Source organism: Chitinophaga vietnamensis, assembly GCF_902167635.1.
GTDB classification, from domain to species: domain Bacteria; phylum Bacteroidota; class Bacteroidia; order Chitinophagales; family Chitinophagaceae; genus Chitinophaga; species Chitinophaga vietnamensis.
Genome location: NZ_CABHMS010000003.1, coordinates 263,903 through 286,571, shown reverse-complemented (window position 1 = coordinate 286,571; position 22,669 = coordinate 263,903). Strand labels below are relative to the sequence as shown.

The 22,669-nt window shown below is 51.4% G+C and carries 18 protein-coding genes; 2 read left to right on the top strand and 16 right to left on the bottom strand.

The genetic code is table 11. The annotated features are described in order from the left end of the window. Nucleotides 1-68: 68 nt before the first annotated feature. On the bottom strand, nucleotides 69-473 hold the full coding sequence (locus FPG75_RS09300) for a carbohydrate-binding protein (protein WP_143306512.1): 405 nt from the start codon (nucleotides 471-473) through the stop codon (nucleotides 69-71). A 143-nt stretch (nucleotides 474-616) separates the two neighbouring features. Then, nucleotides 617-1,198 (bottom strand): GDP-mannose pyrophosphatase NudK, encoded by a 582-nt coding sequence (gene nudK, locus FPG75_RS09295; protein ID WP_143306511.1) that lies wholly within the window; start codon nucleotides 1,196-1,198, stop codon nucleotides 617-619. A 77-nt stretch (nucleotides 1,199-1,275) separates the two neighbouring features. Between nudK and FPG75_RS09290 the strand changes: the two genes are divergently transcribed. Beyond that, nucleotides 1,276-1,893: a TetR/AcrR family transcriptional regulator gene (locus tag FPG75_RS09290; RefSeq protein ID WP_143306510.1), complete on the top strand. Its 618-nt coding sequence runs from the start codon at nucleotides 1,276-1,278 to the stop codon at nucleotides 1,891-1,893. A 94-nt stretch (nucleotides 1,894-1,987) separates the two neighbouring features. After that, the gene (locus FPG75_RS09285; protein ID WP_143306509.1) at nucleotides 1,988-2,803 is read left to right on the top strand and encodes a universal stress protein; all 816 of its coding nucleotides are present in this window, start codon (nucleotides 1,988-1,990) and stop codon (nucleotides 2,801-2,803) included. Here FPG75_RS09285 and FPG75_RS09280 read toward each other — a convergent pair. Genes FPG75_RS09280 through FPG75_RS09220 form a run of 14 tightly spaced genes read right to left on the bottom strand, consistent with a single transcriptional unit; the run spans nucleotide 2,800 to nucleotide 22,660 of the window. Then, entirely contained in the window at nucleotides 2,800-3,585 is a 786-nt protein-coding gene (locus FPG75_RS09280; RefSeq protein ID WP_201747918.1) for a hypothetical protein, read from the bottom strand. The genes FPG75_RS09285 and FPG75_RS09280 overlap by 4 nt on opposite strands. Before the next feature lie 12 nt (nucleotides 3,586-3,597). Then, on the bottom strand, nucleotides 3,598-6,099 hold the full coding sequence (locus FPG75_RS09275) for an eCIS core domain-containing protein (RefSeq protein WP_143306507.1): 2,502 nt from the start codon (nucleotides 6,097-6,099) through the stop codon (nucleotides 3,598-3,600). 3 nt (nucleotides 6,100-6,102) lie between these two features. Next, complete coding sequence (locus FPG75_RS09270; protein ID WP_143306506.1) at nucleotides 6,103-7,512, bottom strand: ATP-binding protein; 1,410 nt, start codon at nucleotides 7,510-7,512, stop codon at nucleotides 6,103-6,105. 10 nt (nucleotides 7,513-7,522) lie between these two features. Continuing rightward, nucleotides 7,523-8,971, bottom strand: a complete 1,449-nt coding sequence (locus tag FPG75_RS09265; protein ID WP_143306505.1) for a contractile injection system tape measure protein — start codon at nucleotides 8,969-8,971, stop codon at nucleotides 7,523-7,525. Between the two features lie 17 nt (nucleotides 8,972-8,988). Then, on the bottom strand, nucleotides 8,989-12,498 hold the full coding sequence (locus tag FPG75_RS09260; RefSeq protein ID WP_143306504.1) for a hypothetical protein: 3,510 nt from the start codon (nucleotides 12,496-12,498) through the stop codon (nucleotides 8,989-8,991). A gap of 31 nt (nucleotides 12,499-12,529) precedes the next feature. Beyond that, the gene (locus FPG75_RS09255; RefSeq protein WP_143306503.1) at nucleotides 12,530-16,972 is read right to left on the bottom strand and encodes a hypothetical protein; all 4,443 of its coding nucleotides are present in this window, start codon (nucleotides 16,970-16,972) and stop codon (nucleotides 12,530-12,532) included. A gap of 38 nt (nucleotides 16,973-17,010) precedes the next feature. Further along, nucleotides 17,011-17,436: a GPW/gp25 family protein gene (locus FPG75_RS09250; RefSeq protein ID WP_143306502.1), complete on the bottom strand. Its 426-nt coding sequence runs from the start codon at nucleotides 17,434-17,436 to the stop codon at nucleotides 17,011-17,013. 10 nt (nucleotides 17,437-17,446) lie between these two features. Further along, nucleotides 17,447-17,737 carry a PAAR domain-containing protein gene (locus FPG75_RS09245; protein ID WP_143306501.1) on the bottom strand — a complete coding sequence of 97 codons (291 nt, stop codon included), beginning with the start codon at nucleotides 17,735-17,737 and terminating at the stop codon, nucleotides 17,447-17,449. A 10-nt stretch (nucleotides 17,738-17,747) separates the two neighbouring features. Next, complete coding sequence (vgrG, locus tag FPG75_RS09240; RefSeq protein ID WP_143306500.1) at nucleotides 17,748-19,379, bottom strand: type VI secretion system tip protein VgrG; 1,632 nt, start codon at nucleotides 19,377-19,379, stop codon at nucleotides 17,748-17,750. Nucleotides 19,380-19,409: 30 nt separating this feature from the next. Then, nucleotides 19,410-20,090: a CIS tube protein gene (locus tag FPG75_RS09235; protein ID WP_143306499.1), complete on the bottom strand. Its 681-nt coding sequence runs from the start codon at nucleotides 20,088-20,090 to the stop codon at nucleotides 19,410-19,412. Next, entirely contained in the window at nucleotides 20,090-20,251 is a 162-nt protein-coding gene (locus FPG75_RS25995) for a DUF5908 family protein (RefSeq protein ID WP_161596737.1), read from the bottom strand. The genes FPG75_RS09235 and FPG75_RS25995 overlap by 1 nt, the downstream gene beginning before the upstream one ends. A 4-nt stretch (nucleotides 20,252-20,255) precedes the next feature. Continuing rightward, entirely contained in the window at nucleotides 20,256-20,723 is a 468-nt protein-coding gene (locus tag FPG75_RS09230; protein WP_143306498.1) for a phage tail protein, read from the bottom strand. Between the two features lie 3 nt (nucleotides 20,724-20,726). After that, nucleotides 20,727-21,161, bottom strand: a complete 435-nt coding sequence (locus FPG75_RS09225) for a phage tail protein (RefSeq protein WP_143306497.1) — start codon at nucleotides 21,159-21,161, stop codon at nucleotides 20,727-20,729. A 56-nt stretch (nucleotides 21,162-21,217) separates the two neighbouring features. Further along, complete coding sequence (locus FPG75_RS09220; RefSeq protein ID WP_143306496.1) at nucleotides 21,218-22,660, bottom strand: phage tail sheath family protein; 1,443 nt, start codon at nucleotides 22,658-22,660, stop codon at nucleotides 21,218-21,220. Between the last annotated feature and the right edge of the window lie 9 nt (nucleotides 22,661-22,669).

Below are 22,669 nucleotides of genomic sequence, written 5' to 3'. Positions count from 1 at the left end.
AGGAGCGCAAAGATAAGCACCTGTTTCAATTCTCCAAAAAAATTTTGTTACTAACGGGAATGGCTATACTAATAATTATAAATAAAGCTGAAGGAAGTGATGCTGAAAGGCACGCTGCCTTTGGCTACGAGGTAGAGATCATGCACCCCTTCAGCATGCCGCAGGTTGCCGGTGAGCTTCAGCGCATAAGTGGTATCGCCGGTATAAGGAATAGGTAAAGTGCCGATGATCTTGCCTTTGGGCTTGTCGATCCGAAATTCAAGGCGGGAGCCTTTCTGTTTATGCTCGTTCGTTACTTCTACTTTGAAACCGATCTCCCCCAGGCTCAGGTTCACCTGCGCAAAGGCAAGATAGCTGCCTTCTTTCATCTGAAATTCCGTTTCATACTTCTTTTTCTTCGGCGCCGGCGGCGCTGCCTGTCCACAGACAGCCAGTGGCATCAATACAAAGATAAAAAGCAGGATCGGCCTCATAGGGATATAGGAATCGGTTGTATCCAACCTCCATAAAAGTGCAGCAGCTCATCGCTGCTGCACCTGAAAACTACTGAATAACGGTCATAAAATTAAGCAATTCAATTAAAATATATCAAAATAATAACATGCATTATTTTTTCCTATACCAGGCCTTTGAGCTTCACATGTTGCAGGAGCATGATCGTTTTGCCATCACGGATCTCGCCGCTGTCGATCATCTGCATCGCCCGGTCGATGGAGATCTCCAGCACTTCGATCTCCTCTTGTTCATGTGCAATGCCGCCGCCGTCATGGACCTGCATATCGGCATTGTAGGCGGCTACGAAAAAATAAAGTATCTCGGTAACGGAGCCGGGCGACATATACGCTTCAAACACTTTGCGCACATCGCTGATGCGGAAACCGGTTTCTTCTTCAGTTTCGCGGCGGATACAATCTTCCGGATTATCCTTATCCAGCAGGCCCGCGCAAGCTTCGATCAGCATGCCGTCCGGGTTGCCATTGATAAAAGTGGGTAAGCGGAATTGTCGTGTAAGGATCACCGTATGTTGCTGCGGATGATACAAAAGTATGGCCGCGCCATTACCCCGGTCATACGCTTCACGGCTCTGTGTTTGCCAGCTGCCGTCTTTCTTCAGGTAATCATAGGTCACCTTCCGCAAGGTATACCAGTTGTCCGACAACACTTCCGTTTTGCTGATCTTGACTCTGTCGTTTATCATCTCAAAAGGTTTAGCTTCAAATATAAACGGGAAAAAAAGATAAAATAGTACATTTGTACTAATTTTAACATTTACGAATGACGACAAAAGAGCGAATACTGGACGCAGCCCTGCAGCTGTTCAACGAGCAGGGCATCGATGTGATCACTATCCGTCATATCGCCAAGGCGCTGGATATGAGCCACGGCAACCTGCAATATCATTACAAGAATAACGACGAGATCATCACCGCACTGTTCAGGCAGCTGATAGAGGCCATGTCGGCACATATCAACAACATGACGCTGGAACAGGAATATAGTTTCCGCCGGCTCATGGAACAAACAGAGCAGGTATTCGACACCTTTTATCAATACCGTTTCATCTTCCTGCATTTTGTAGAGATCACCCGCCGCATCCCTGCCATCAAAACCGAGTATAGCAATCTCGACAAGATCCGGCAGGATCAGCTGATGCACCTGTTCAATATCTACCGCAACAAAGGCATTTTCAGGAAAGATATTCCTGAGGAGATATGGAGAGAACTGATCACCGAAGTATTATATATTGTGGCAGATTTCTGGCTTTCGCACAACGAAGTTAAACTCAACCTCAAGGGCAAGAAGGCCGTAAAGCACTACCACCGCCTGTTTTGCCATCTCTTCTACCCTTACCTCACTGCCAAAGGCCGGCAGGCATGGACGGAAATGACCTGATAAATATCAGCCTATCTCCTGCGGAATATCAGCGGCGATGAACTTTCACACGAGTACTTTTGTTTAACAACGAAAGCACTTAGCTGAACTGATCATGAAAATACTTGTTCCTACAGATTTTTCCGATACCGCCTTCAATGCGGCACAATATGCTGTTAGCTTGTCGTCGCAATATGCCGACGCCACCATCATTTGCTATCACTCCTACTATACGTCGATGGTGACCGGCATTCCCATGCCGATACTGCCGGAAGACGACAGCGCTTTCCGTCATAACGTGCTACAGGAGATGCAGACGGCGAAAGACAAATTTTCCGGCACGGTGCCCGACAGCACCACCATTCATTTTGAAACGGATGCCCTGCCCCTGGTGGATGGCATGGAGCAGATCATCGATATACAGGGCATACAGCTGGTGGTGATGGGCATCACCGGTAAAGGCACTATCGGCCAGCATCTCATAGGTAGCAATACCCTGGCCGTTGCACAGCGTATAAGCGTTCCCGTTATCATCATTCCGGAAAAGGCCAACTGGAAGCCCGTCCGTAAAGTGTTGCTGGCCTATAACTCCCGCCAGCCGCTCCTCAGCAGGCAGGCGGCCGCGATCAATACCCATGTGAAAGCCCTCGGCGCCCGGCTGATAGTGGTACATGCAGGCGCCGACAGCCACCTCGCCGCCGCGCGCCAGGAATTACAACAGTGGCTGCAGCTGCCTGATATCAGCTATCATACCATCCCTGAAAAAAATATAGCAAAAGATATCCTTGCTTTTGCCAGCGGCCAGGAAGCGGATATGCTCCTCGCCCTGCCCGGCCACCATGGCCTGTTTGAAGACCTCTTCCACAAAAGCGTCACCAAACGCCTGGCCTATAGCACCACCATCCCGCTGATGGTAATCGGAGGCGCCTAACTATTGCTCCTCGGATCACCCTGCAAATATGATCCGGTAACATGCTGATAAGCGCCGGATGTTCTGTTGCCGGCATAGCCATCTTCACGCAGGTTCATCCCCAGGGTATTCAGCAACGATTGCAGCTGCAATGCCTGATCGTTGTAGGTGTTGGGATCGAAAGGCACTTGTGCACCCAGCGCCTTTACCTGCGATACCACATCGGTTTGCGATTGTACCCACTGTCTTTCGTATATACGTCGGAGTAGTACGGCGGCGCCGATCTGTGTAGAAACGGCATTCGGGTCAAAAACGCCGTCAGCAGTGAATTTGCCGGCCGTATAATGTTGCGAGCCAGCCCACAGGTAAGGTGAGTTGATGCCCCTGGCCCGGTAGCCGAAGCCATTATAACGTTCAAAATCATACAGCATATTGGGTACGCCCCATTGCTGCTGCCCCACAAAACCTTCCATGGTGAGCGCGTCGGTGGCGCTTTCTTCCCAGGTAAAAGGCGGATCGCCCACCAATGGCCTGCCTTTCGGCACATGCACGGTACGCGCCGTCAGCGGATCGCCATTGTGTAAGTGCGTATTGAAATTAAAGCCCGCCTCCAGGCAATGGAGGATGCCAATAAAATACCAGGGAATGCCCAGGGGATCGCCTACCGTCACATAACGGTCTTTCCCCGTCATCATCCTGTCGAGCAAACTATCCACAGTGGAATACTTACTGGCCGTAATGATGCAGCTATCGAAGAGCTGCTGATATTCTCCAGCCAAGGCTGGTGTGAGTTGTACCGCCATGATATGATATTTTTATTGTTGTGCTGGTTGTCCGATCGGGACGGGATTGAAAGGAGACAACACTGGCGCCGGCAATCTGCCGGGAGTAAAGCGCGGCCTTCCCATGCGGTAGTTGCAGCCTTCAGGCTCATCGCCACCCCGCTCTGCGCATTCAGCTCTTGCTTCTGCATCTGTTTTACGGGAAGTTCCTATCGGGCCAAACAAGTTCCGGGCCTCCGCCTGCCTGGCTCTTTCATCACAAACCGAGCGCCCTGGCTCACTGACACTACCTCGTTGCGTATGCGTGGTAGTAGGATGCACTACCTCTGTACGTTCTACGCGTACGATACCCACTCTCAATAACCTGAATACATTTTCCCATGGCCGATAACCACGTCCGCCGGATGCTTCAAACGCGGTGATGGAAGTAAGTACCCTGCGCGCAATCGGACTATCGGATCTCAGACCGAAAAGCGCTAAGCGATCATCCGGATCAGGGATAGCCCTGAACAGGGACAGAAACTGTGCAGACAGATCCCTGTTGGCTATTTCAGGCCCTGTCAATAGCATCGACAGATCTTCTGCTGACCTGAAACCATTGGCCGTGATAATATCCCCCAACCTGCTGTTGGGTGTTGCGGCAGGGGTGTGCCCCAGCAACTCATCTCCGGCATATGGAACAGGGATGAACACGTTCGGGTTGTTGATCGTTTCCCTCACCAACTGCGCCGTTCTTCCGGCCCTTCTTTCGGAAAGATCATGGTTATGATCCCGCTCATTTCCCTCCGGCGAAGCGAAACCGCGGATCAGCAAGAGCCGCGCGCCTGCCCGCACCTGATCATTTATCAGGCGGAGGTTGCGGTTATTCTCCTGTTGCAAGGTGCTTTCTTCCGGTGCAGCGATACTATCATAGTGAAAATATATATTGATATCAGAAGATGGATGTATAGTATAATCTTCATCCGGTACCTCTCTGTCAGGTACGAAGTCAATACACTCATATACTGCATGTGGCGGCGGACATTTACAATTGTAACAGTCAGGACGTTGTATATGTTCCCATGTTCCACTGAGTCCACCCGTTATAGCAGTTTCGCTGTTGTCGCGCCGGTTATCACCACCTGGATTACCTGTGTGCGTAACGCCCAGCTGAAACTGAAGCTGAGGATTACCGATTAGCAAAGCGCCTCTTACCTCGTTAGGATCAGCATTATCAGGCAATCCCAATCTTCTTATATAAGCAATGCTCACGGAAACATGGATCTGTGCGCCATCTTGCTGCTCGAAAGAAAAACTGAGCATTCCACCTACACCTGGCGTTCCTTCAGGAATACTTCCAGCGCCTTCGTTGGTCGCCTGCGCCTCTCCTCTGGCGTTAATAGTAATATGCCGCGTGGCAACGGTACCGGATACGCCTGCTCTTCCGGTAACGGCGAGCCTTGATCCGCTCGACAGTGAGTTGGCGAGATTTGACAGCCCTGCATAAAGATCCGCTCTGCCTCGCCCCTGGCAATAACTGAAAGCAATGGCGAAATTATTCGCATCAGGGTCCCAGAAAGTGCCTGTAGCAGCGGTTCCCCTGTTACGGCAAGGACACTCTACCAACAGACGGATAACATAGGGCGTAGTCTCCGTTTGCCCATCTGTGATATTCGGCAAAACTGCTCTGCGCCGGTTCTCACAGCCTGTCTCCTGCGGTTGTGAATAGTTCTGTTCACGCACCGGTGCAGGTGCAGCCATTATATCTGCCGAGTCACATGAGTGCGCCAGCGGTGTACGCCGTATAACGGCGCCGGATGTACGAAAACCAGGCTTCCGGCGGGCAGTGCTACCCCCCTGCTGTATCGTGTGCGTCAATTCATGCGCCAGCAGGTGTTTACCGCTATCTGACGACGGAGAGAATTTGCCGCTATTGAAATAAATATCATTGCCGATGGTAAAGGCCTGGGCGCTTAATTCGTTTGATAATTTTGTGGCATAGTCGCCGGTATGGATGCGCACATCTTCAAACCCGGTACCGAAGCGGGTTTCCATAAAAGTGCGGGTATCATCGGGCAGGGCGCTGCCCAGGCCGCGCGTGGCCGCTATGGCATTGCCGGTATCATTGCTCACCACGCTGTCGCCGCCATCTGCTTTGCGCTGTATTTTTTGTTCCTCTTCTTCACAATGCGCACATTTGCGTTGCAGGAAACTATCCATGGGCTTGAGCCGCACGGTCTTCTCTTCTTCCTCGCAATGTGCGCATTTACGCTGGATGAAATTAGCCACAGGCATACGTTGCACCTGCTCTTCTGCTTCACAGTGCGCACACTTCCGCTGGATCAACATGGGATCGGGCATGCGCATGACCTTGTCGGCCATCGCATCGGCTTCGGCTTCCAGCGGATCGTCGACGGCGCCTACCGACAACCGGAACTGCAAGGGCAGCCGCATCATCTGCGGTTCCTGCCCGAGTTCATGCTTGCTTTCTGTAACAGCTTGCGCAGCCGGCACGGGGGATGCAGGCTGCATTGCGGCGGTATCGTGTGCTGACATATCTCAAACGGTTTTTCCTTCTTTCCTGAATTCTTTCTTTATCCCCTGTACAAGATCCTCAACAGTAATTTTATTGTCCTGCCGGTTCAATGCCTGCAAGGAGGCGAACTGCACCACATTGATGATGGAGCCGCCGGAAAGCTCGTACTGGTGCGCAATACGCTCCATAGCGCGATCGTCGGGCGGTATGCATTCCTTGCTGAAAGCGCTCTTCCAGAGGCGAAGGCGCTCCCGTGGCTGTGGCTTCTGAAAATGAATGATACTCTGCAAACGACGCACAAATGCTTCGTCTACATTATTGCGCATATTGGATGCCAGGATTACCAGGCCGGGATAGTCTTCCAGTCTTTGCAACAGGTAAGCGATCTCCTGGTTGGCATATTTGTCGTGCGCATCGCTGATACTGGTACGTTTGCCGAACAAGGCATCTGCTTCATCGAAGAACAGTATCCAGCTTTTGTTTTCTGCTTTGGCAAATACTTTTTCGAGGTTCTTCTCTGTTTCGCCAATGTATTTTGATATCACCATCGAAAGATCGATGCGGTACACATCGAGATTATACAGTTTCCCGAGCAGTGCGGCGGTGAGCGTTTTGCCTGTTCCGGGCGGGCCGTGGAAAAGCGCTTTGTAGCCGGGTTTCAGCTTGCGGTTCATGCCCCAGTCTTCAAACAGGGTATGACCATGTTTGAGCCATATACGCAATTCATCGAGCTGTAATGCGGTGAGGTCATCTACCACCAGGTCGTCCCAGTCCATGCGCGTAACGAGGCGCCTCGCCGGAAACTCAAGACTGAACTGCGGTTTGCGCAGGTTGCCGGTAGTAAAAAAATCTACATATTCTGCCGAAAGGCTGATCACACTGCTGTAAAAGGGTTCTGTTCCCTGACTGTTATCGATAGCGATAATATTATGTGCGGAGAAGATGTGATCTGGTTCAAAGAGACGGTACAAGGCAAACCTGGCAGCCAGGTCATTGCCCGCCAGTACGAAGAGCGCCGTTTCTACCGTTGGGATGAAGCCACTGTGGCGGCTCCCCTTGATGCCGCCAAACTCCGTATAGCCACGCGCAAGCGCTTTGTTGACAGAAAAAAATACATCCAGCAGGTGCGGTTGCACATGCGGGATAATGGTGAGCATCAGTAACAGGCGCTCATCGCGGGTGAGTTTATAGTATTGTACAAATTCCGCGTATACAGATTGATCATTCGTAAAGTCAGGCGGGGTAAGATCTTCCTCTGCTACCACATTACCGTTGATGATGGATTTGCCGCCACCCACTACCGCTACATCTGTGAGTTGCTGCGAGCCAAAATAGGTGCGCAGCCGCGCATTCACCACGCGGGCAAACCAGGCGATTTCCAGCGCCAGGCTCTGTGCATTCATATTGATCCGGTTACCTGTCCGTTGTTCCATATACGTTATTTTACCATTCTACATAAATCAGATAAGGATTCCAGGAGAGCGTGATCGTGGAGTATCCCCAGGGGATACCACTCAGCAGCACATCCAGCGTTTTCTGTTCTACCTGCAACAGCCAGCCGCCATCTTTGCGCGACAACAGCCCGTCGCGGCACAGGAACGATGTTCTCAGCCCGTTCACAGAAGTATTTTTCAACAGCTGCCAATGCTCGATCACCGAACTTAACAGCGCCTCCCCTTCTGCCTTCATATTGTCGTCCAGCGCGGTTTCCAGGGGTATCGGCTCATCGAGCGACAAACCACAGCAGATCTTTTCCAGGGCCAGGTTATATTCCGGCGCCATCGTTTCGCCGGTGGCCAGGAAACGCAACAGGTGTATGGCTTTGTATTGCGATTCCTTGTCTTTCCAATCCTTTCCTTCCAGCAGCGACAGGGTGCTGAACAATTGCTTGAGGAATGGCGTCAGCAATACCACACCCGCATGCCGCACCGCGATCTTCTCTATCACCTCTTCATCTTGCCGGAATAAATTATTTAACAAATCGTCGGCGCCTGTTGTTGCAGGAAGCGGTGCAGCGGGCATTTCAGGCGATACATCACCAGCGGCGGGCACAGGCAATGCCTGCAATAGCTCCGCGATCAATGCATCCGGAATAGTAAACGGCAATGCTGCAAATAAAGGTTGGGCATAGGTGCTGAATATTTTTTGCTGGATGAGATCAATGGAAGATGTTTGGAAGATGTACACTGCGTTTGCCAGTATGATATCGTCCAGGAGCGGGCCGGCAGCGGCGATGATCTGTTGTTGCAGCAGCGCAGGCGTGCCGTTTATGCTGATCTTGCCGCTGGCGGCGGCCTGTATCAGCATTTGTACCAGGGTGGCTACCAGTTGTTCCTGTGCGGCGATCAGTTCTTCCATCTGAAAAATGATCAGTGATTTTACTTCCTGCGGCAGTTGCCAGGTGATCCTCGTCCATATATTTTGTTCGCTGCGGCGTGCGCCCAGCCACTGTTTCATGGCTGCCGGCTGCTGTAGCAATACGGTGGCGGCTACGTCAGGCAAGCGAAAATCAGGTTGTTCGGCCCACCAGGGCAACACGCCCTGGCTAAGGAAAAATTGCAGTATCTCTATGCGCGATAGCTGCGCAGCCGCGCTCCGCTCTCCTGCCGGCATAGCCGCCAATTCCTTACTGATAGCGGCTTCCAGGCGAGCGGTGAACAGTTGCTCAAAATCGCGCGAGAAAGCATGCGCGCTGAGATGCCCCAGGTCGATTTCCAGTTTGTCGATCCGGATAAACTCATCATCCCCCACGTAGCGAGAACAAACTTTGTCCAGCGCTGCCATCACCTGATCCTGTAAGGTGAGGGCAAAGTTGTGCCGCAGGTTCAGCGCCTGCTCTTCATCGTAGCAGTTGGTCATGAATTGCAGCCGGTTCACTACGTGTAAAGACATAGTAATGGTTTATCGGGTTAATCACAATTGTCGTCGCAGGCGCCGCAGCCTTCGAGGTTATTGATGGCGTCCACTAATGGATTTGTTTTTTCATAACCAGGCAGTTCTGTTTGCGCCATTTCGAGGAGCCAGTCTTTATAGGCTTGTTCAAATTTGCTCATCTCGTTGATGCCCACCCATACGATCTTCGTTTGCACATAAGCGGGAAACTCTGTCTGGATGGTCTTTTCCACGAAATTGCGGAAAGTCAGGTCCCTGAAGCGTTTGGGCCAGCAAGGCAGCACCACGGTGGTCCGGAAAGAATAGGGATCTTCGTCGTTGTCGCAGGGATTGGCCTTGCAGTACCAATCCATTTCATAACTGAAAAAGGTCATCAATCCTGCAATCTCGTCTTCAATATCATCATCGATCGTTACGCCCTGTTGCTGTTGTAACTGCGTTTTTTGATTATAGAGATAAGCGCTTTGCGCCAGCACAGCACCTTTGGCGCCATGGATAACGAATTTATATTTCACGCCGGTGGATTCATCCTTGCCATTGGACACGATTTCGTAATTGATCCTTTCGGAACCAAATTCCTGCAAGTCCAGGATGCGTTGGGTCATGTTGCTATACAGCCTGAACTTCAGCAGGTGAGGCAGTTGCTTTTCGTCTGTGAATGTTTCCTGGAAAAGCACGGACAGTGGCTCATCTTTGCCGGATGTTTTATTCTTGCGCAGCCGGTAATATTCGAGTACCCACGGCATTTTGTCGTAGCATTTTTCTGCCGGGATGCGTGTGATCTTCTTCCAGTACACGGGTTTGCCGGTGTTTTCATCCGTGCCGATATTCACGTCGCAGAGACCGAGGCAGGTATCGAGCAGGCTGGGTTGTATCTGTGTAGCAGGATCGCCATCGTTGTACATCACATCGATGCGCGGGCGCAGCAGCAGGTGTTCTACGAGATGCAGGCCTTCGTTAGCATTGATCCTGGCGATCAGTTGCTGGATCTTTTTGAAGGCAGCCTCGCGGAGGTTTTTATTCTCAAAGCGTTCGCCGGTAGCCAGCAATACCGCGGTACTTGGATCAGGGCCATCGTACAGTTCAAACCAGAAGGAGCCCAGCTGCCCGGCTGTTTTGCGGCTGCGTTGTTTCAGGTCGTCGTGAAAGCGGTAATGCAGGCGGATATCGGCGTTAGCCAGGATATCGCTCATCAACTCATCGGTGCAGCAGCCATCGGCTACTTCCACGCTGGTGAGCAGCACGGTATTGTTATGTTCAGTGTCTACCAACTTGACCACATTTATATGTTGGCCACGTTTGTTCACTTTCCATTCGGGCACTTTGGTTTTTTCGTTGGGCACCATCACCGGTTCGCTGGTAATGCTGTCTGGCGCGAGCGAACGGCGATTGGCATTGGCAAAGCCCAGCAGGCGGCTCACCCTTCTTTCGGCGCCGGAAACATTGGCGGTGTCCCAGACTGTCTGGTCGGCATAGTTATATCCTTTGCCGCGGTCGGAGCTGATGTGGATGTATTCGCCATTTTGCAGCATGCGTATCTTGTCGTTGATCAGCTTTTCATCCACGTGTGCGGGCGTGAGCCAGCGGGTAAGCGTTTCATATTCGGTGAGGTCTTCGCTGAAGCGCGCGAGCATATGATTGAGGAAGGTATTGCGGCGTTGCAGGAAAGTTTCCGGTGATTCGGTAATGCTTTGCAGGGCGCCGGCAAAATCCTTGATGATATCATCTTTATGATCAGCAGGATGATTGCCGAAATTGATCAGCAGATCGGCGAGGTTTTGGTATTCCGTTGCTGGCAAGGGTTTGGTGAAATAGGTATGTTTTACGGTATTGTCAAAGCGGAAGAGATCACGCAGGTGATTGAGCTGCACAAGATGTCCTTTCAGCAACTGTTCAAAGAACATGAGGTAGCCTCTGAGCTGCAAGGCTTGTATCTTCTGCTTTTCGGTGGCGTTGCCTGGCAGGCCGGCGCGGTCGCTAACGCCGTAGCACATGGGCAATGAGTAGGTAACGGGATAATAATTTTCCAGTTCCATGTATTCTCCGGCGGGCACGGGAAAGTCTACCTGCTGGCCTTCGAGCTTGTATTTGCGTTCCAGTTTTTTGAGGTCTTCAAATATTTTGAGCATCCTCGCCGGGCGGCGATCGCTGGCCTGGCCCATGTTGTAGGTGATCAGGTCGCGTTGTTTGCAGCACAGTACTTTTGAGAGGTCCGGCCTGATGCGCGCGATCTTGCGTTCGCGCCCGAGGGCTTCTACCCAATCCGCAAAGTACCGGCTATCCTTACCACTTTTCTCATCTGCCGGGATATGCAGGTAAGTGATCGCTTTCACACCGCTGATCTCCGACACTTCATTGATGATATCCGACAAACGGATATCGCGGAAGAGGTCTGTATTCTCTACATCTGCATCCACCATAAATCCATGTTTCAGGGCGGGGCCTTCAAAGATCTCATCTACCTGGAAACCTTTGTCGATCATCTGCCCGATGGTATAAAAGGGAATAGACGGAGAGAAATATTTATAGACGGTGAAGAACAGCTGTGCCACCACTTCGTCGGGGTCGGCGTATTCTTCCAGCTCAATGTAAGCCTGCAGGCCTTCATCCTGGTATTCCACGGCGTCCACCGACAGGAAATCTTCGCAGAGGTTGCGGTGGCGCAGCAGGCGGTCCATCGCCTGTGTGCGGATATTCTCGCGATGATCTTCTGCCAGCACATCTTCTTCATATTCTATCATCACCCTGTACAAGCCTTCCAGCTCTACTATTTTCGGCGGCGCGACGGTGGCGGTAAGATAATTTTCCGCGCGCTGCAACACTTCTTTCAGTGCATTAAGTTTATCCACTTCCTTTTGCGCGTCTGCTTGTTTCTGTGTTAATTCAGCGCGAGTGGTAGGGTCGATATCGTGGTTGCTCAGGGCGACTTTGAGGTCTGCAATGCGCTGCTGTAGCCTGGCAAGCTCGCCATCAATCCTGGTGATCTGTTGATCGAAATCAGTTTTTTCTTTGGTTCTGTTAGCCTGCACCTGGTCGGCGGTAACGGCGGTAACGCCCAGTTTTCCGTAACATAATTCCGGCGCATCGCCTTCGCAGGAGCAATGATGTTCTTTTACAGAGACGGTGTTATAATCCATCCACAGCGGCACTTCATACTCTTTGGCCGGCTCTATCCATGCATTGCGGATGCCTTTGATATCGAGCAACAGCTTGCGGTAGTCGGTGATCGTAAGCGGATTATTGTGTAAGATCTGGCGGGCGGTATAGAAGATCTCTTTCCAGGTATCATCGGCAAGATGTTCGGGCGCGAGGAGGTCGCCGAGCTCAAAGCCGCTACGGTAGCCCAGATCGGTGATGGCATAACATACGGCCTCCAGTATGGTGATGCCCGGATCTGAAAAGTTATAATCCGTCCAGATGTCGCTCGACAACATCTCAATATACTTGATCCCTTGTTTGCGCAGCGCATTATAATCTTCTGCCGGCAGTAACGGATTGGATTTATTTAATGAAACGGGCGTTTGCATGGAGAAAATATTTTAGTCATTACGAGTTATTTCAGGGCTTGGCGTTTGGATCTGGTGGTGCTGGCGGCGGCGGCAGGTTGGTGGCCGGTTTTATCTCTGTCGCCTTTGTTACTTCTGCGGGCTTGACTATTTCGGCCGGCTGCATCTTCACGATGGTATTGGCCGGCGCAGGAGCCATGGCCACAGGGGTTCCACCTGTTGCGGTAGCCTTGCCAACATTTGTCATTGTAGCCCTTGCTGCCGCCTCCTCACAAGGCGTAGGCTTATCGGGCTCAATGTAGGGAGCAATGAAATGTTGCGGTACAGATACCAATATCGACCTGGGAGTAGACGGAACGGCCACTATCACTCCGCTGGTAGCCGCATCCAGTGCAAATTTGGCTTCGAGGTCATCGCAGTTCCTTACATCTTCTATCTTGATATCCTTGTAGTTATTATCATTCGTCTCATGCTTGCTGCCATGGCAACAATCTTTCAGGCATACCATCATGGTGAAGTCTGTGATGAAGTCCACGTAAGGTCTTTCTTCTATGAAATTGATCACAGCAGATGCATATATTTTTTGTCCGAAGATCACTTCTGCCTGGTCGTCAAACGCCCAGGGGGTAAGGTATTGCACGATTTCGGAGTTGAGTTGCTTGAGGTAATAACCTTTGTCGGCGCCGGCGATGAACTTCACGCGGAAGCGCACCAATACCTGTTCGTACACGGGGTTGCGGGCATGTACTTTTACAAACGGCGAAGTGCGTTTTTGCAGGTAGGCTTCCATTTCCAGCAGGGTACGGCGACTGGTTTTGGGTTGCAGGGGATTAATAGCGGTCCTGTTCTTCAGGTTGGCCAGCGGCACTACCAGCACATGGCCTGGCGCCTTTTGCGGGCCGCAGCACAATGGTTTGCCATTGGCATCCGTCTCGGTAGCGGAATCCCAGCAAACGCAGTCGGGGTCTACATCCGGCAGGCATTTCACTTTGTAGATCGAAGGATAGCGGTCCAGCACCAGGTGTTCAAAATCCCAGGCGGTGATAGCGCGGCCCTTGTGGCGCAGGCGTTCACTCACGCGCGTATAAAATTCGCGGCCTACCTCTTTATGCTTGCCATCAAAAGAAGCGAATGGTTGATCTACCTTGCTCACTTCGGCCACCTTTACCGCCAGCTTGTTGATACTGCCTGCTGGCAAGGCTTTATCGAAATGCCGTTGATCGTTGTTGTTGTCCTGGAACCGCACTTCTACCGCTTGCGCTACAATGTTGATCAGCTGCGGTAAGGTGTTGGAGAACCAGGTAACGCTGGCGCATAGCCACGACAGCCCGCTGGTGATAATGGTATTGTTGGTAGTGATATCTTCCGGTATATCTATCTGTACGATGCCGGTGGTTTGCAAACCGAAGGTGCCATCGGATACGATCGCTTCGCCTTTCAGCGGCCGCCATTCGTTATTCGTGAGGTACGACCAGTGGATGGGTGGCGGTTCCTGCTGATCATCTTCTGCGGTGCCATCTGCAAATTCAAACAACAATGATAAAGTTTGTAAAGGTTGCAGATTTTCCAGCCCGATGAACAACATGCCTTCTTCCTGGAACTCGCCGGAGTATTGATTCAGCTGACTGTCGGGCCCCAGGCCACGCAGGTTCAGGAGGATGCGCCCCATCTTGAGATCGTTGGTTCTTCTCAATGAGCGTACAGTATTGGCATCATTGGCGATGCCGACATTTTCTGATCCGGTATCATCGAAACTGTCGTACGGATCCTTGTAAGTAAACTGCGGTAACAGCAATCCCTGGCCATCCACCACGATCCTGTCATGTGCCGGCAGCAAAGGATTGGACTGTACAAGGAAATGCCCTGGCAGCAGGCTATTAAAGTTCACCACTTTCCGGTTGATCAGCGGTTTGCTTGCCACTATATTGCCGGCAGCCGCCAATGTTTTGACATCATCTTTCACTACAATATCTGTCTTGAAGTTCCCTCCCGATGTGTTTGGATCTACTTCAACGATACCGAAAGGATACACGTGGAAGAACTGGTCAACCTCTTTTTCCAGCTTGCTGAGAACGGAATAATAGCTGACAGCGAGTTCTTTCACTTCAAAATATTGCGCCAGCTGTATATTATTAATATCTACTGCGGAATTGGCATTATAGTATCCGGAGCTACCGCCTCTCGGGTAGGCGTCGTAGCGATTGCTGATACTGATGAAGCCTTTGATGGTATCGCCTTTAAATGTGGTTACCGGCATTACCGGATAACGGCAGAAAGGCAGTTTATCACAGGATGGTTGTTCCGGCAGATTCTTCAGGATATTCCGGGAAAGATCTTCTGGAGAAAAAGCATTGTGTGAAGTATTACCATTCACAGTGAGCATTACCCACTCACTGTTCTGGCGGATACTTGCGCCATAGTAGATCGTGGGCAGGTTATAATCGATACTTCCGGTTTCTCCGTCTATCTCATTAGTCCGTTTGATATTCACCGCCAGCGCGCTAAGGCTCTTGTTGAACACTTCTTCACTACCCACGTAAAAAGATTTACCGCGCGTAGGGAAAAAAGTGAACGGTGAAAATGTTTTGCCTATCGCCTGCAATCCATTTTCTGTTTCCAGCACCAATGTTTTCAGACCATCGTAATTGCGTGTAGGCGGCGTCTGCAGGCCCGTTTCTGAAGTTGGGTCGGGGTCCGGACTGATGGAGCCCACCCAGGTTTCCAGCCGCAGGTTGTTGAGCTGAAAGCCGTTGTAATCCTCCTTAGAAAGGTTGATCGTTGACTTCAGCAAGATCTTCATTACCGGTGAAGGAGTATTGTATACAGCGCCATCATGCAGCTTGGTATTGAAGCCAATGACCGCTGGTGCGGTTACTGGCAGGTATACAACAATATGTTGGCGGTTCTGCTGTTTGTCGTCTACAAAATCATAAAAAGCATCATTGGCATCGCTGGTGGTCGGGAACAAACCGGTGGTGGTACGACTGGTATATACCGTTTGTTTTGAGTTCCTCGTATCAACATGATACCAGCCCTGATCGGTGGTGAGCCATATATCGAACGGCGCATCAGTGTCTTTCGTCATGGCTTGGATCAGTCGGTCGATTCCGTTGAAATAGATGGCCACCATACGTTTGCCGCCTTGCAGCACCAGTTCCGGCGTGGCAAGCGCGAAACCGATATTGGCTATGTCCGACCTGTGGCCGCCTGATGGCAGCGTATTGTCCAGCACATCGCAGGCGCTGTTCGTGAACTGGTCCGGGTGCGACTGCCCCACGCCAAAGGTAGGCCACTTCGGATAGGGATCGGTGAACTTGGCGCCCATGCCATCCTGCGAATTAGCCACGGGGCGGGCATAGATGGTTTCTATAATTTTGTTATTACCATTGTCTTTTATATCGTCGGGAGTTTTGTAGACGTGGATCGTCTTCAGCTCCTTCACTTTAGCCTGATTAATGACAATGCCGTTTTCGGTGGCATACACCTGATCTTTGCCGCCGGGGTCCTTCCCTGCCAGCAGCGCGGTTCCCGGGGCGATCGCATATTCCGCCACATCTTTAGCCAGCTCAAACACCACATGGGCGCGGTCCGGGATAGAGGGTTTCTCTGTGAGATGAAGCACATCGCGATAATAGAAATCCAGCATTTTAGCCGTGAGCCCGTTCATCTGTTCCTGCGCAAGTTTGAACAATTGCAGGAAAGCGATGAAGAGTCCCATATGCGGCTGATGCGCGGGGTATTGTTCGAGCGCAAATTTCAGATAGCCGTCACCGTTATGAATGATGTTGGTGATCACACCAAAGAAGCTGAGAAAGATCTCATCAATATACAGCGCGCCATTGCGGATCTTGTCTTCCATGGTATCGCCTGTAAAGATGGTATCGTCTGCCTCTACGGGGTCATTGACTTTCCAGATATTATCGTTTTCGATATCGGTAAAGTCGAGCGTAATTGTTTTCTTCACGTCTACTGTACGGTATCCTTCCGCGTAGGCGATCATTCTTTTCACTTGTCCGGCCAGTATGGATTGAATGGCGAGGAGCAGGTCGGCATGCAGCGGGTTATCGGGGATGGCGAGGGTATACCAGCCATCGAGTTTCACCATGATGCCGATGATGGGTTTGAAGAGGGATTCAAAGCCGGCGGTATCAGGATGGAGGTCGAGCGCGGTCCGCACTTCATCATATTCTTTCTTGATGCTGGCGGGGTCAAAGGTGCCGATGGCAGCGGCTATCACGGCCATATCACGGCGGAAGAATTCTTTCCAGCTCACTTTATCGGCTGCGGTACCGGGCGTATTTTCTCTATCCGGTACATTGCTTTCGGGTACATCATAAAAGCGCAGCTGTGCCGCATATTTGCGGGCAAACACCAGCAGGTCTTCCGTGCTGCGGGCATCGATGGCAGCATAGGCAGGGTCCAGCGCCGCCAGGTAGCGGCCCAGCTGCCCTGAACCATCGCGGGTAACTTCTGTATGACATTGACAATTACTCATCTCAAAAATTATTTTATGGCTTTGCTGCCGTCAAAGTACTAGTGCGCAACATTGGTGGCTTCCTGCATGTAGAACGGGAAGACGTAATTGTACCGGGTGTTGGTGGTGATGATGGTATATTCCACGGTGATATTCAGCACGCCATCCAGCTGGTCGGGCACTGCATCAACGCTGTTCACGATGATGCGCGGCTCATGATATACCAATGCATCGTTCACAATCTTCTGGATCATCGCCACATTGGGCACATTCATCTGGTCAAATACATGCGGTTGCAGGTTACAGCCGTAGGCAGGCAGCATCACCCTTTCGCCGGTGATGGTAGCGATGATGATCCTGATGCTGTTATGCACATCTTCTTCTGCACTCACCATTTCTACGCCATACCATTCCCTGCGGAAGGTGGGAGGGAAATTCCATCCTGTTCCCAAAAAAGATCTGTCTATATCTTGCATGTCTTTCATTTTTTAAATGTTATCCGCCAATGATTACCGTCTCGCATCCCGTCATAATGGAGCCACCATGTGCGGTAGGATCATTCACCCGCGCTGCTTGCAGGCCGCCGATCAATACCGTCTGGGAGCCTGTCGTAATGCTGTCTGTAGCGCCAGTACAGGTGCACAGGCTATTTGCGGTGGCAGCAGGCTGCCCGCCGATCAATACCGTAGGCACACCCGGTGATAGTATCGGACCGCCTACATGCGCTACCGTGCCGGTTGATGCCGGACAAACGTGATTATCGTTTACTCTTGCTGCAAATGGCATTATCGTTTTTTTAATTGATCATTACTTTTTGACCTTTGATGGTAACGTTAGCACCGGATTCTATCGTGATACCGGAACTATCCATCTTGATGCTGTTCTGATGATCATCTTTGATTTCTATCGCACCGGAATCATTGTTGATGATAAAAGATTTACCATCGTCCCCGCCAGGCACCAACAGTGTCATGCGTTTGTTGGTATCGTCGAATACCAGCTTGATGCCTGATTTGGTAACGAAGCCGTATTGTTCTTGTCCGTCCTGCTCCGGCAAAGGCGACTTGTTCGTGTCTTTGCTGTGCAGATAGCCGAGCACAATAGCTTCCCGGGGATCGTCGTTCAGGAAACCAAGCAGCACTTCATCAGCGGGCTGTGGCCGGAAGTAAGATCCCCGTTGCGGTCCGGCATCCAGCGTAGATACTCTTGCCCAGATGCCTTCATTACCGGTGTTGATCATCGGCACATGTACCTTCACGCGATACTGCCCTCCTTCATCGGTATCGTTCACATCGAGCACCACGCCTATCTGTAGCCCGTTGATGCCGGGCAGCAGGCCTGATGCGGGCTTGTCCATCACGTCTTCTTTTTTATAAAACCACTCTTCGCGCCAGCCGAATTGCACATCGCTGTGCCAGTTGCCATCGAACTGGTGCAACACGCCAGTTACGAATACATCGCCGTTGAAGCGGTCGCCCACGCCGGCCAGCGTGATCACGCTGCCTGGCTTGAGTTGTGCGTTGCCTTCGATCCGTACGCGGCCGGTGATCTTTGAAAGATGGTTGCGCAATGCATAGGCATCGGACCAATCATTCAGCTGATCCTGATTGAGATGGCCGGTATGACTGAGCAACAGCGTAGCGCCCAGTACCGATGCCAGATCATCGGCAGAGAGGTTGCCATTGTCGGAGAAGGAAGAGCTGCCATCATGCGAGGTTTCAGCGCTTTGTTTCGTATAGTCCCACGACTGGCTCGTGACCTGTTGTATCTGTCGCCGGGCATCCATATCCGCTTCGAACTCGAATATGTTATCGCCGTAAGTAGCGGTAAGCACGGAGCTGCCGGGGGCAGGCTTCTTCACCACCAGTTTACCATCGTCGGTGAGCACAAACATACCGTTGGCTTCTGCGCGGGTAACGATGAAATCCCAATCGGTGGCGTCAAACTGTACGAGTTGTTTGTGCGTAACGTTGGTGCTATCTACATCAGCGGAGAATTCGGATGCGAGCGTGCTGATCACGTCGCTGTCGGCCTGGTTGATGAAATAGCGGCGGTTGCGTGCGCCGGTGAGTTTGATGGCTTTGTCTTTTGCTTCCAGCATGAGCACGGATGTTCCCTCCTGCCATATTTTGATGCCGTGTTTCACGATCACGCCTTTGAATACGGTGTCGGCGCTGCCCATGTATCCCAGCTGTATTTCTATTTCGCTGCCGGGTTTGAAGCGGTCATCGTTGCTGAGCGGAAAATCTCTGCCGGAGGCGGAACCGTCCAGCAGCACCACTTTCGCGTAGGCGACCTTGTTGAACGAGCGGTTGATGATGATCTGCGTAAGCAGTATTTCACCACTCAGTTCCGTGCCGTTCAGCAATACTTTGCTGGTCACCTGGTTGGTGGCTTTTGCGGTGCCGGGAGGTAAACTGTCTAACATGCGATGGCTTGTTTGCGATATTGAAATGGCTCACTTGGTTCCGATCGGCGGGAATACCAGCGTGGCGCCGGCTTCCAGCTTCCTGAAATTTTTCAGCTTGTTTACTTTGGCAACCTGGAGGTAATAGTCCTGGTTGTTATACACCTGGTAAGTGAGCAATGGCAGCAGATCTCCTTCTTTCACTATTTTGCGGTGGGTAAGGTCGGGAGAAGAGAGCATGCCCAGGATGCTGCCTAAAGATGATGGCGTTACTTCGGTGAATGATGCACTCACTTTAGCGCGTATAGCCAATCCCGTTAGGTCGAACATGGTGTAGGTGACGGTGGAGCTGTTCATCACGCAATTGCAGATGAAGAGGCCGTACTGTACCAGCAGGGATGCGGGGCGGTGTAGCAGGCCGTTCATCACGGTGGTGGCGGCTCTGAACAGCGCGATCTGCGCAAACACGGGTATCTTGACGCCGTTGGTGTTCACGCCGGTGCCGTCGATCGTAAATTCCAGCGAGAAGGTACGGGCCTTGGTGCGTTGGTATTTATGTTCGGTGCCGGCCCTTCCTGGTGCGGAGGCGGGTATCCAGTCGATATCCTCTTTGATCGCCACCGAATCGGGGTTGAACATGGCCAGGAATGGCACCCCGATGGGGATCAGGCTGTCGTTGACAGGAATGATCTTGAGGTTAAAAGGCAGTTTGGCTGCGCTTTGCGTATCCATTATCTTTCATTTTTTTCCCTGATAATTTCCAATACTTTCTCCACCACTTCCGTGTCTTTACCGCTGGGTTGCGGCGATGCCACGGGTGTGCCGCTGCCGCTGCTGTTGCCTGGCGGGTCTATCACGGTTTTGATGATCACTTCATTGATCTGTACCGGCATAGCTTTACAGTTTACGTTCGAAATATTGATAGGCCATTTCGAGGGTTTCTACCACGATGCCATTTTCGCTGGCTTTGAGATCAGAGGTGCTCCACTTTAACGGGTACGCCTGTACGACGTTCCAGATGGCCACTGGCTGATCGGCTTCATCCAGCAAGGTGATCGTGATATCTGCCGGCTTGAAATCATATACCACTACCGTGAAATACGTGTTCATCGCCTTCCTGAACCAGTCCAGCAGTTTGGTTCCTTTCAGCAGGCCGCGTTTCAGCACCAGGTTGGGATACCTGGCCCTTTTCGGCAGTTTGTACACGAAGCGGTTTTCACCGCCTTCGCGCATCTCTTCTGTTTCTACTTCAAAGGAAAGCCCGCTGACTTCCTGGAACCGTTGCTCTGTGTCGGAATCCGCGCCATCCACACCAACAAATTCCACCTTGAAATGAAAACAGGTCGGCGGATAATAGGTAGGCATTCCTTATGGTGTTTTAAGGGTGATTCCTTCATGCGCGATATCGATAGATTCTATCGCGATGTCATTGCCGGAAGCTTTCAGGCCGGGGCCGTCGATCTTCACGGGCCATGCCTGGGTAACGGTCCAGATAAATACCGGTGCGCCTTCGTCGTTCAGCAAAGAGATCACCAGGTCGCGGCGTTCCACATTCGGGTTACCGTTATTGTTCAGCCATTTATAGAAGTCATTGTTCGTTTCGGTATAACCACGCTTCAAGGTGATATTGCCGGCTTTCTTGAGCCCCGGCCTTTTCAGCGGTAAGGTAGTGCCGGACATCAGTCCGTCTCTGTAATCGATCGACTGCAATTCCTGCGAAAGACCGCTTACTTCTGAGAATCCTATATTGTCTCCACCCCATGATACCGTGAAATGGAAAACCGGTAAAGGATATTTTGCCATTGTATTTGCTGTTTAAATGATAAAAAGAATTTTAATTGCGTTACGGGGTTCGTTTATCAGGATGTTTGTAACATCTGTTCAAAACGGAGGATGATAAATTCCGCAGGTCTTGCTACGGCCATACCAATTTCTATGATGAGGCGGCCTTCGAGGATATCCACGGAGTTCATGGTTTTGCCCAGCCCGATGTTCACGAAGTAGGCCTGTTCCGGTTTTGCGCCGGCCAGTGCGCCATCGCGCCATTTCAGGTAGAGGTAATTTTCGATCATGGATTGCAGCTTGGTCCAGGTAGCGGAGGTATTGGGTTCGAATACTACCCAGTTGGAAGATTTCTTCACAGATTCTTCCACCACGCTGAAGAAGCGCCGTACGTTGATATATTTCCATTCATTATTATTACCGTCCAGTGTGCGGGCGCCCATTACCACGGTGCCTGCGCCGGGAATACTGAGGATGGCATCCACAGATTTTCCGGTGTCGGTATTGATATTGAGGAGATCCTGTTCAGGGCGTGAGATAGATACCAGTGGTTTCACCACATCCATCAAACCCACGTTGGCGGGGGCTTTCCATACGCCCCTGTCGGCATCTACACGGCTATAAACACCTGCCATAGCGGCGGATGGCGGCAGTACCATCGTGTACTTGCCATATTCCTGCTGGATGGCAGCATACATGGCGGAAGCAGTAGCTTTCAGCTGATCCATGGTTTTGCCGGTCTTGTCTTCTGCGCCGGGCGCGCCACCATTGATCGTATGCGTGGTGAGCGTGAGGGAAGCAAATGCGAAGCCCAGTGGATACACTGTTTGCAGGAACGGATAATAACCGGCCCCATAGCGACGGATATTTTCATCGATGGGCACTGCATCCAGCAATGTTTTCACATCGGCAGCGATAGAAGTGGTGGTTTTAGGTACGGTTGTTTGCAGGGTATCCAGGATGGCAAAGCGGTCGCCAAGGCTGGAAGCCTGGTTGAGCATCTGCTGTACGATCTTGGTATAGTCTGTAGCGCCGAGCCGCACTGCTTCAGGTACTACCAGTATGGTAGGTTCATCTTCCAGCGCTACCAGGTTCAAACCTCTTTCCAGGTCTGCTTCTGCGATAGGCGTGCTGTACTTGCCCACGGACACGATGTAGCATCTGCCGCCACCGTTGGCAAAGAAGTTCTGCACAGCATAGTACAACAGGTATTTCGACATGTTGCTGTAATCCGGTGTGATGGTCACTTTGTAGCTGGTAGTAACGGTAGCAGGGCGGATCTCATCCACTGCGATGGTGATGTGAGAATGATCTTCGGGTGCGGGGCCACCGTAGAGTTGCTTGAAATCGCCCCAGCTGTTGATGGGCGTTGCCACATTGAGCAGATCATCTGTAACAATGGAGGTGGCTATTTCAGTGTAACCCACAAAGGCCGGGACAGCCGATTCCACTTCTGCGATGGAGGGTGGCAGGAGTGATATTTCTTCTACATAAACACCTGGGGAACGATAAGTTGCCATTTTTGAAAA

What these genes read in the sequence shown, in the direction of transcription:
- FPG75_RS09300 (WP_143306512.1), bottom strand. Translation starts at nt 473, where the DNA reads ATGAGGCCGATCCTGCTTTTTATCTTTGTATTGATGCCACTGGCTGTC.
- nudK (WP_143306511.1), bottom strand. Translation starts at nt 1,198, where the DNA reads ATGATAAACGACAGAGTCAAGATCAGCAAAACGGAAGTGTTGTCGGAC.
- FPG75_RS09290 (WP_143306510.1), top strand. Translation starts at nt 1,276, where the DNA reads ATGACGACAAAAGAGCGAATACTGGACGCAGCCCTGCAGCTGTTCAAC.
- FPG75_RS09285 (WP_143306509.1), top strand. Translation starts at nt 1,988, where the DNA reads ATGAAAATACTTGTTCCTACAGATTTTTCCGATACCGCCTTCAATGCG.
- FPG75_RS09280 (WP_201747918.1), bottom strand. Translation starts at nt 3,585, where the DNA reads ATGGCGGTACAACTCACACCAGCCTTGGCTGGAGAATATCAGCAGCTC.
- FPG75_RS09275 (WP_143306507.1), bottom strand. Translation starts at nt 6,099, where the DNA reads ATGTCAGCACACGATACCGCCGCAATGCAGCCTGCATCCCCCGTGCCG.
- FPG75_RS09270 (WP_143306506.1), bottom strand. Translation starts at nt 7,512, where the DNA reads ATGGAACAACGGACAGGTAACCGGATCAATATGAATGCACAGAGCCTG.
- FPG75_RS09265 (WP_143306505.1), bottom strand. Translation starts at nt 8,971, where the DNA reads ATGTCTTTACACGTAGTGAACCGGCTGCAATTCATGACCAACTGCTAC.
- FPG75_RS09260 (WP_143306504.1), bottom strand. Translation starts at nt 12,498, where the DNA reads ATGCAAACGCCCGTTTCATTAAATAAATCCAATCCGTTACTGCCGGCA.
- FPG75_RS09255 (WP_143306503.1), bottom strand. Translation starts at nt 16,972, where the DNA reads ATGAGTAATTGTCAATGTCATACAGAAGTTACCCGCGATGGTTCAGGG.
- FPG75_RS09250 (WP_143306502.1), bottom strand. Translation starts at nt 17,436, where the DNA reads ATGAAAGACATGCAAGATATAGACAGATCTTTTTTGGGAACAGGATGG.
- FPG75_RS09245 (WP_143306501.1), bottom strand. Translation starts at nt 17,737, where the DNA reads ATGCCATTTGCAGCAAGAGTAAACGATAATCACGTTTGTCCGGCATCA.
- vgrG (WP_143306500.1), bottom strand. Translation starts at nt 19,379, where the DNA reads ATGTTAGACAGTTTACCTCCCGGCACCGCAAAAGCCACCAACCAGGTG.
- FPG75_RS09235 (WP_143306499.1), bottom strand. Translation starts at nt 20,090, where the DNA reads ATGGATACGCAAAGCGCAGCCAAACTGCCTTTTAACCTCAAGATCATT.
- FPG75_RS25995 (WP_161596737.1), bottom strand. Translation starts at nt 20,251, where the DNA reads ATGCCGGTACAGATCAATGAAGTGATCATCAAAACCGTGATAGACCCG.
- FPG75_RS09230 (WP_143306498.1), bottom strand. Translation starts at nt 20,723, where the DNA reads ATGCCTACCTATTATCCGCCGACCTGTTTTCATTTCAAGGTGGAATTT.
- FPG75_RS09225 (WP_143306497.1), bottom strand. Translation starts at nt 21,161, where the DNA reads ATGGCAAAATATCCTTTACCGGTTTTCCATTTCACGGTATCATGGGGT.
- FPG75_RS09220 (WP_143306496.1), bottom strand. Translation starts at nt 22,660, where the DNA reads ATGGCAACTTATCGTTCCCCAGGTGTTTATGTAGAAGAAATATCACTC.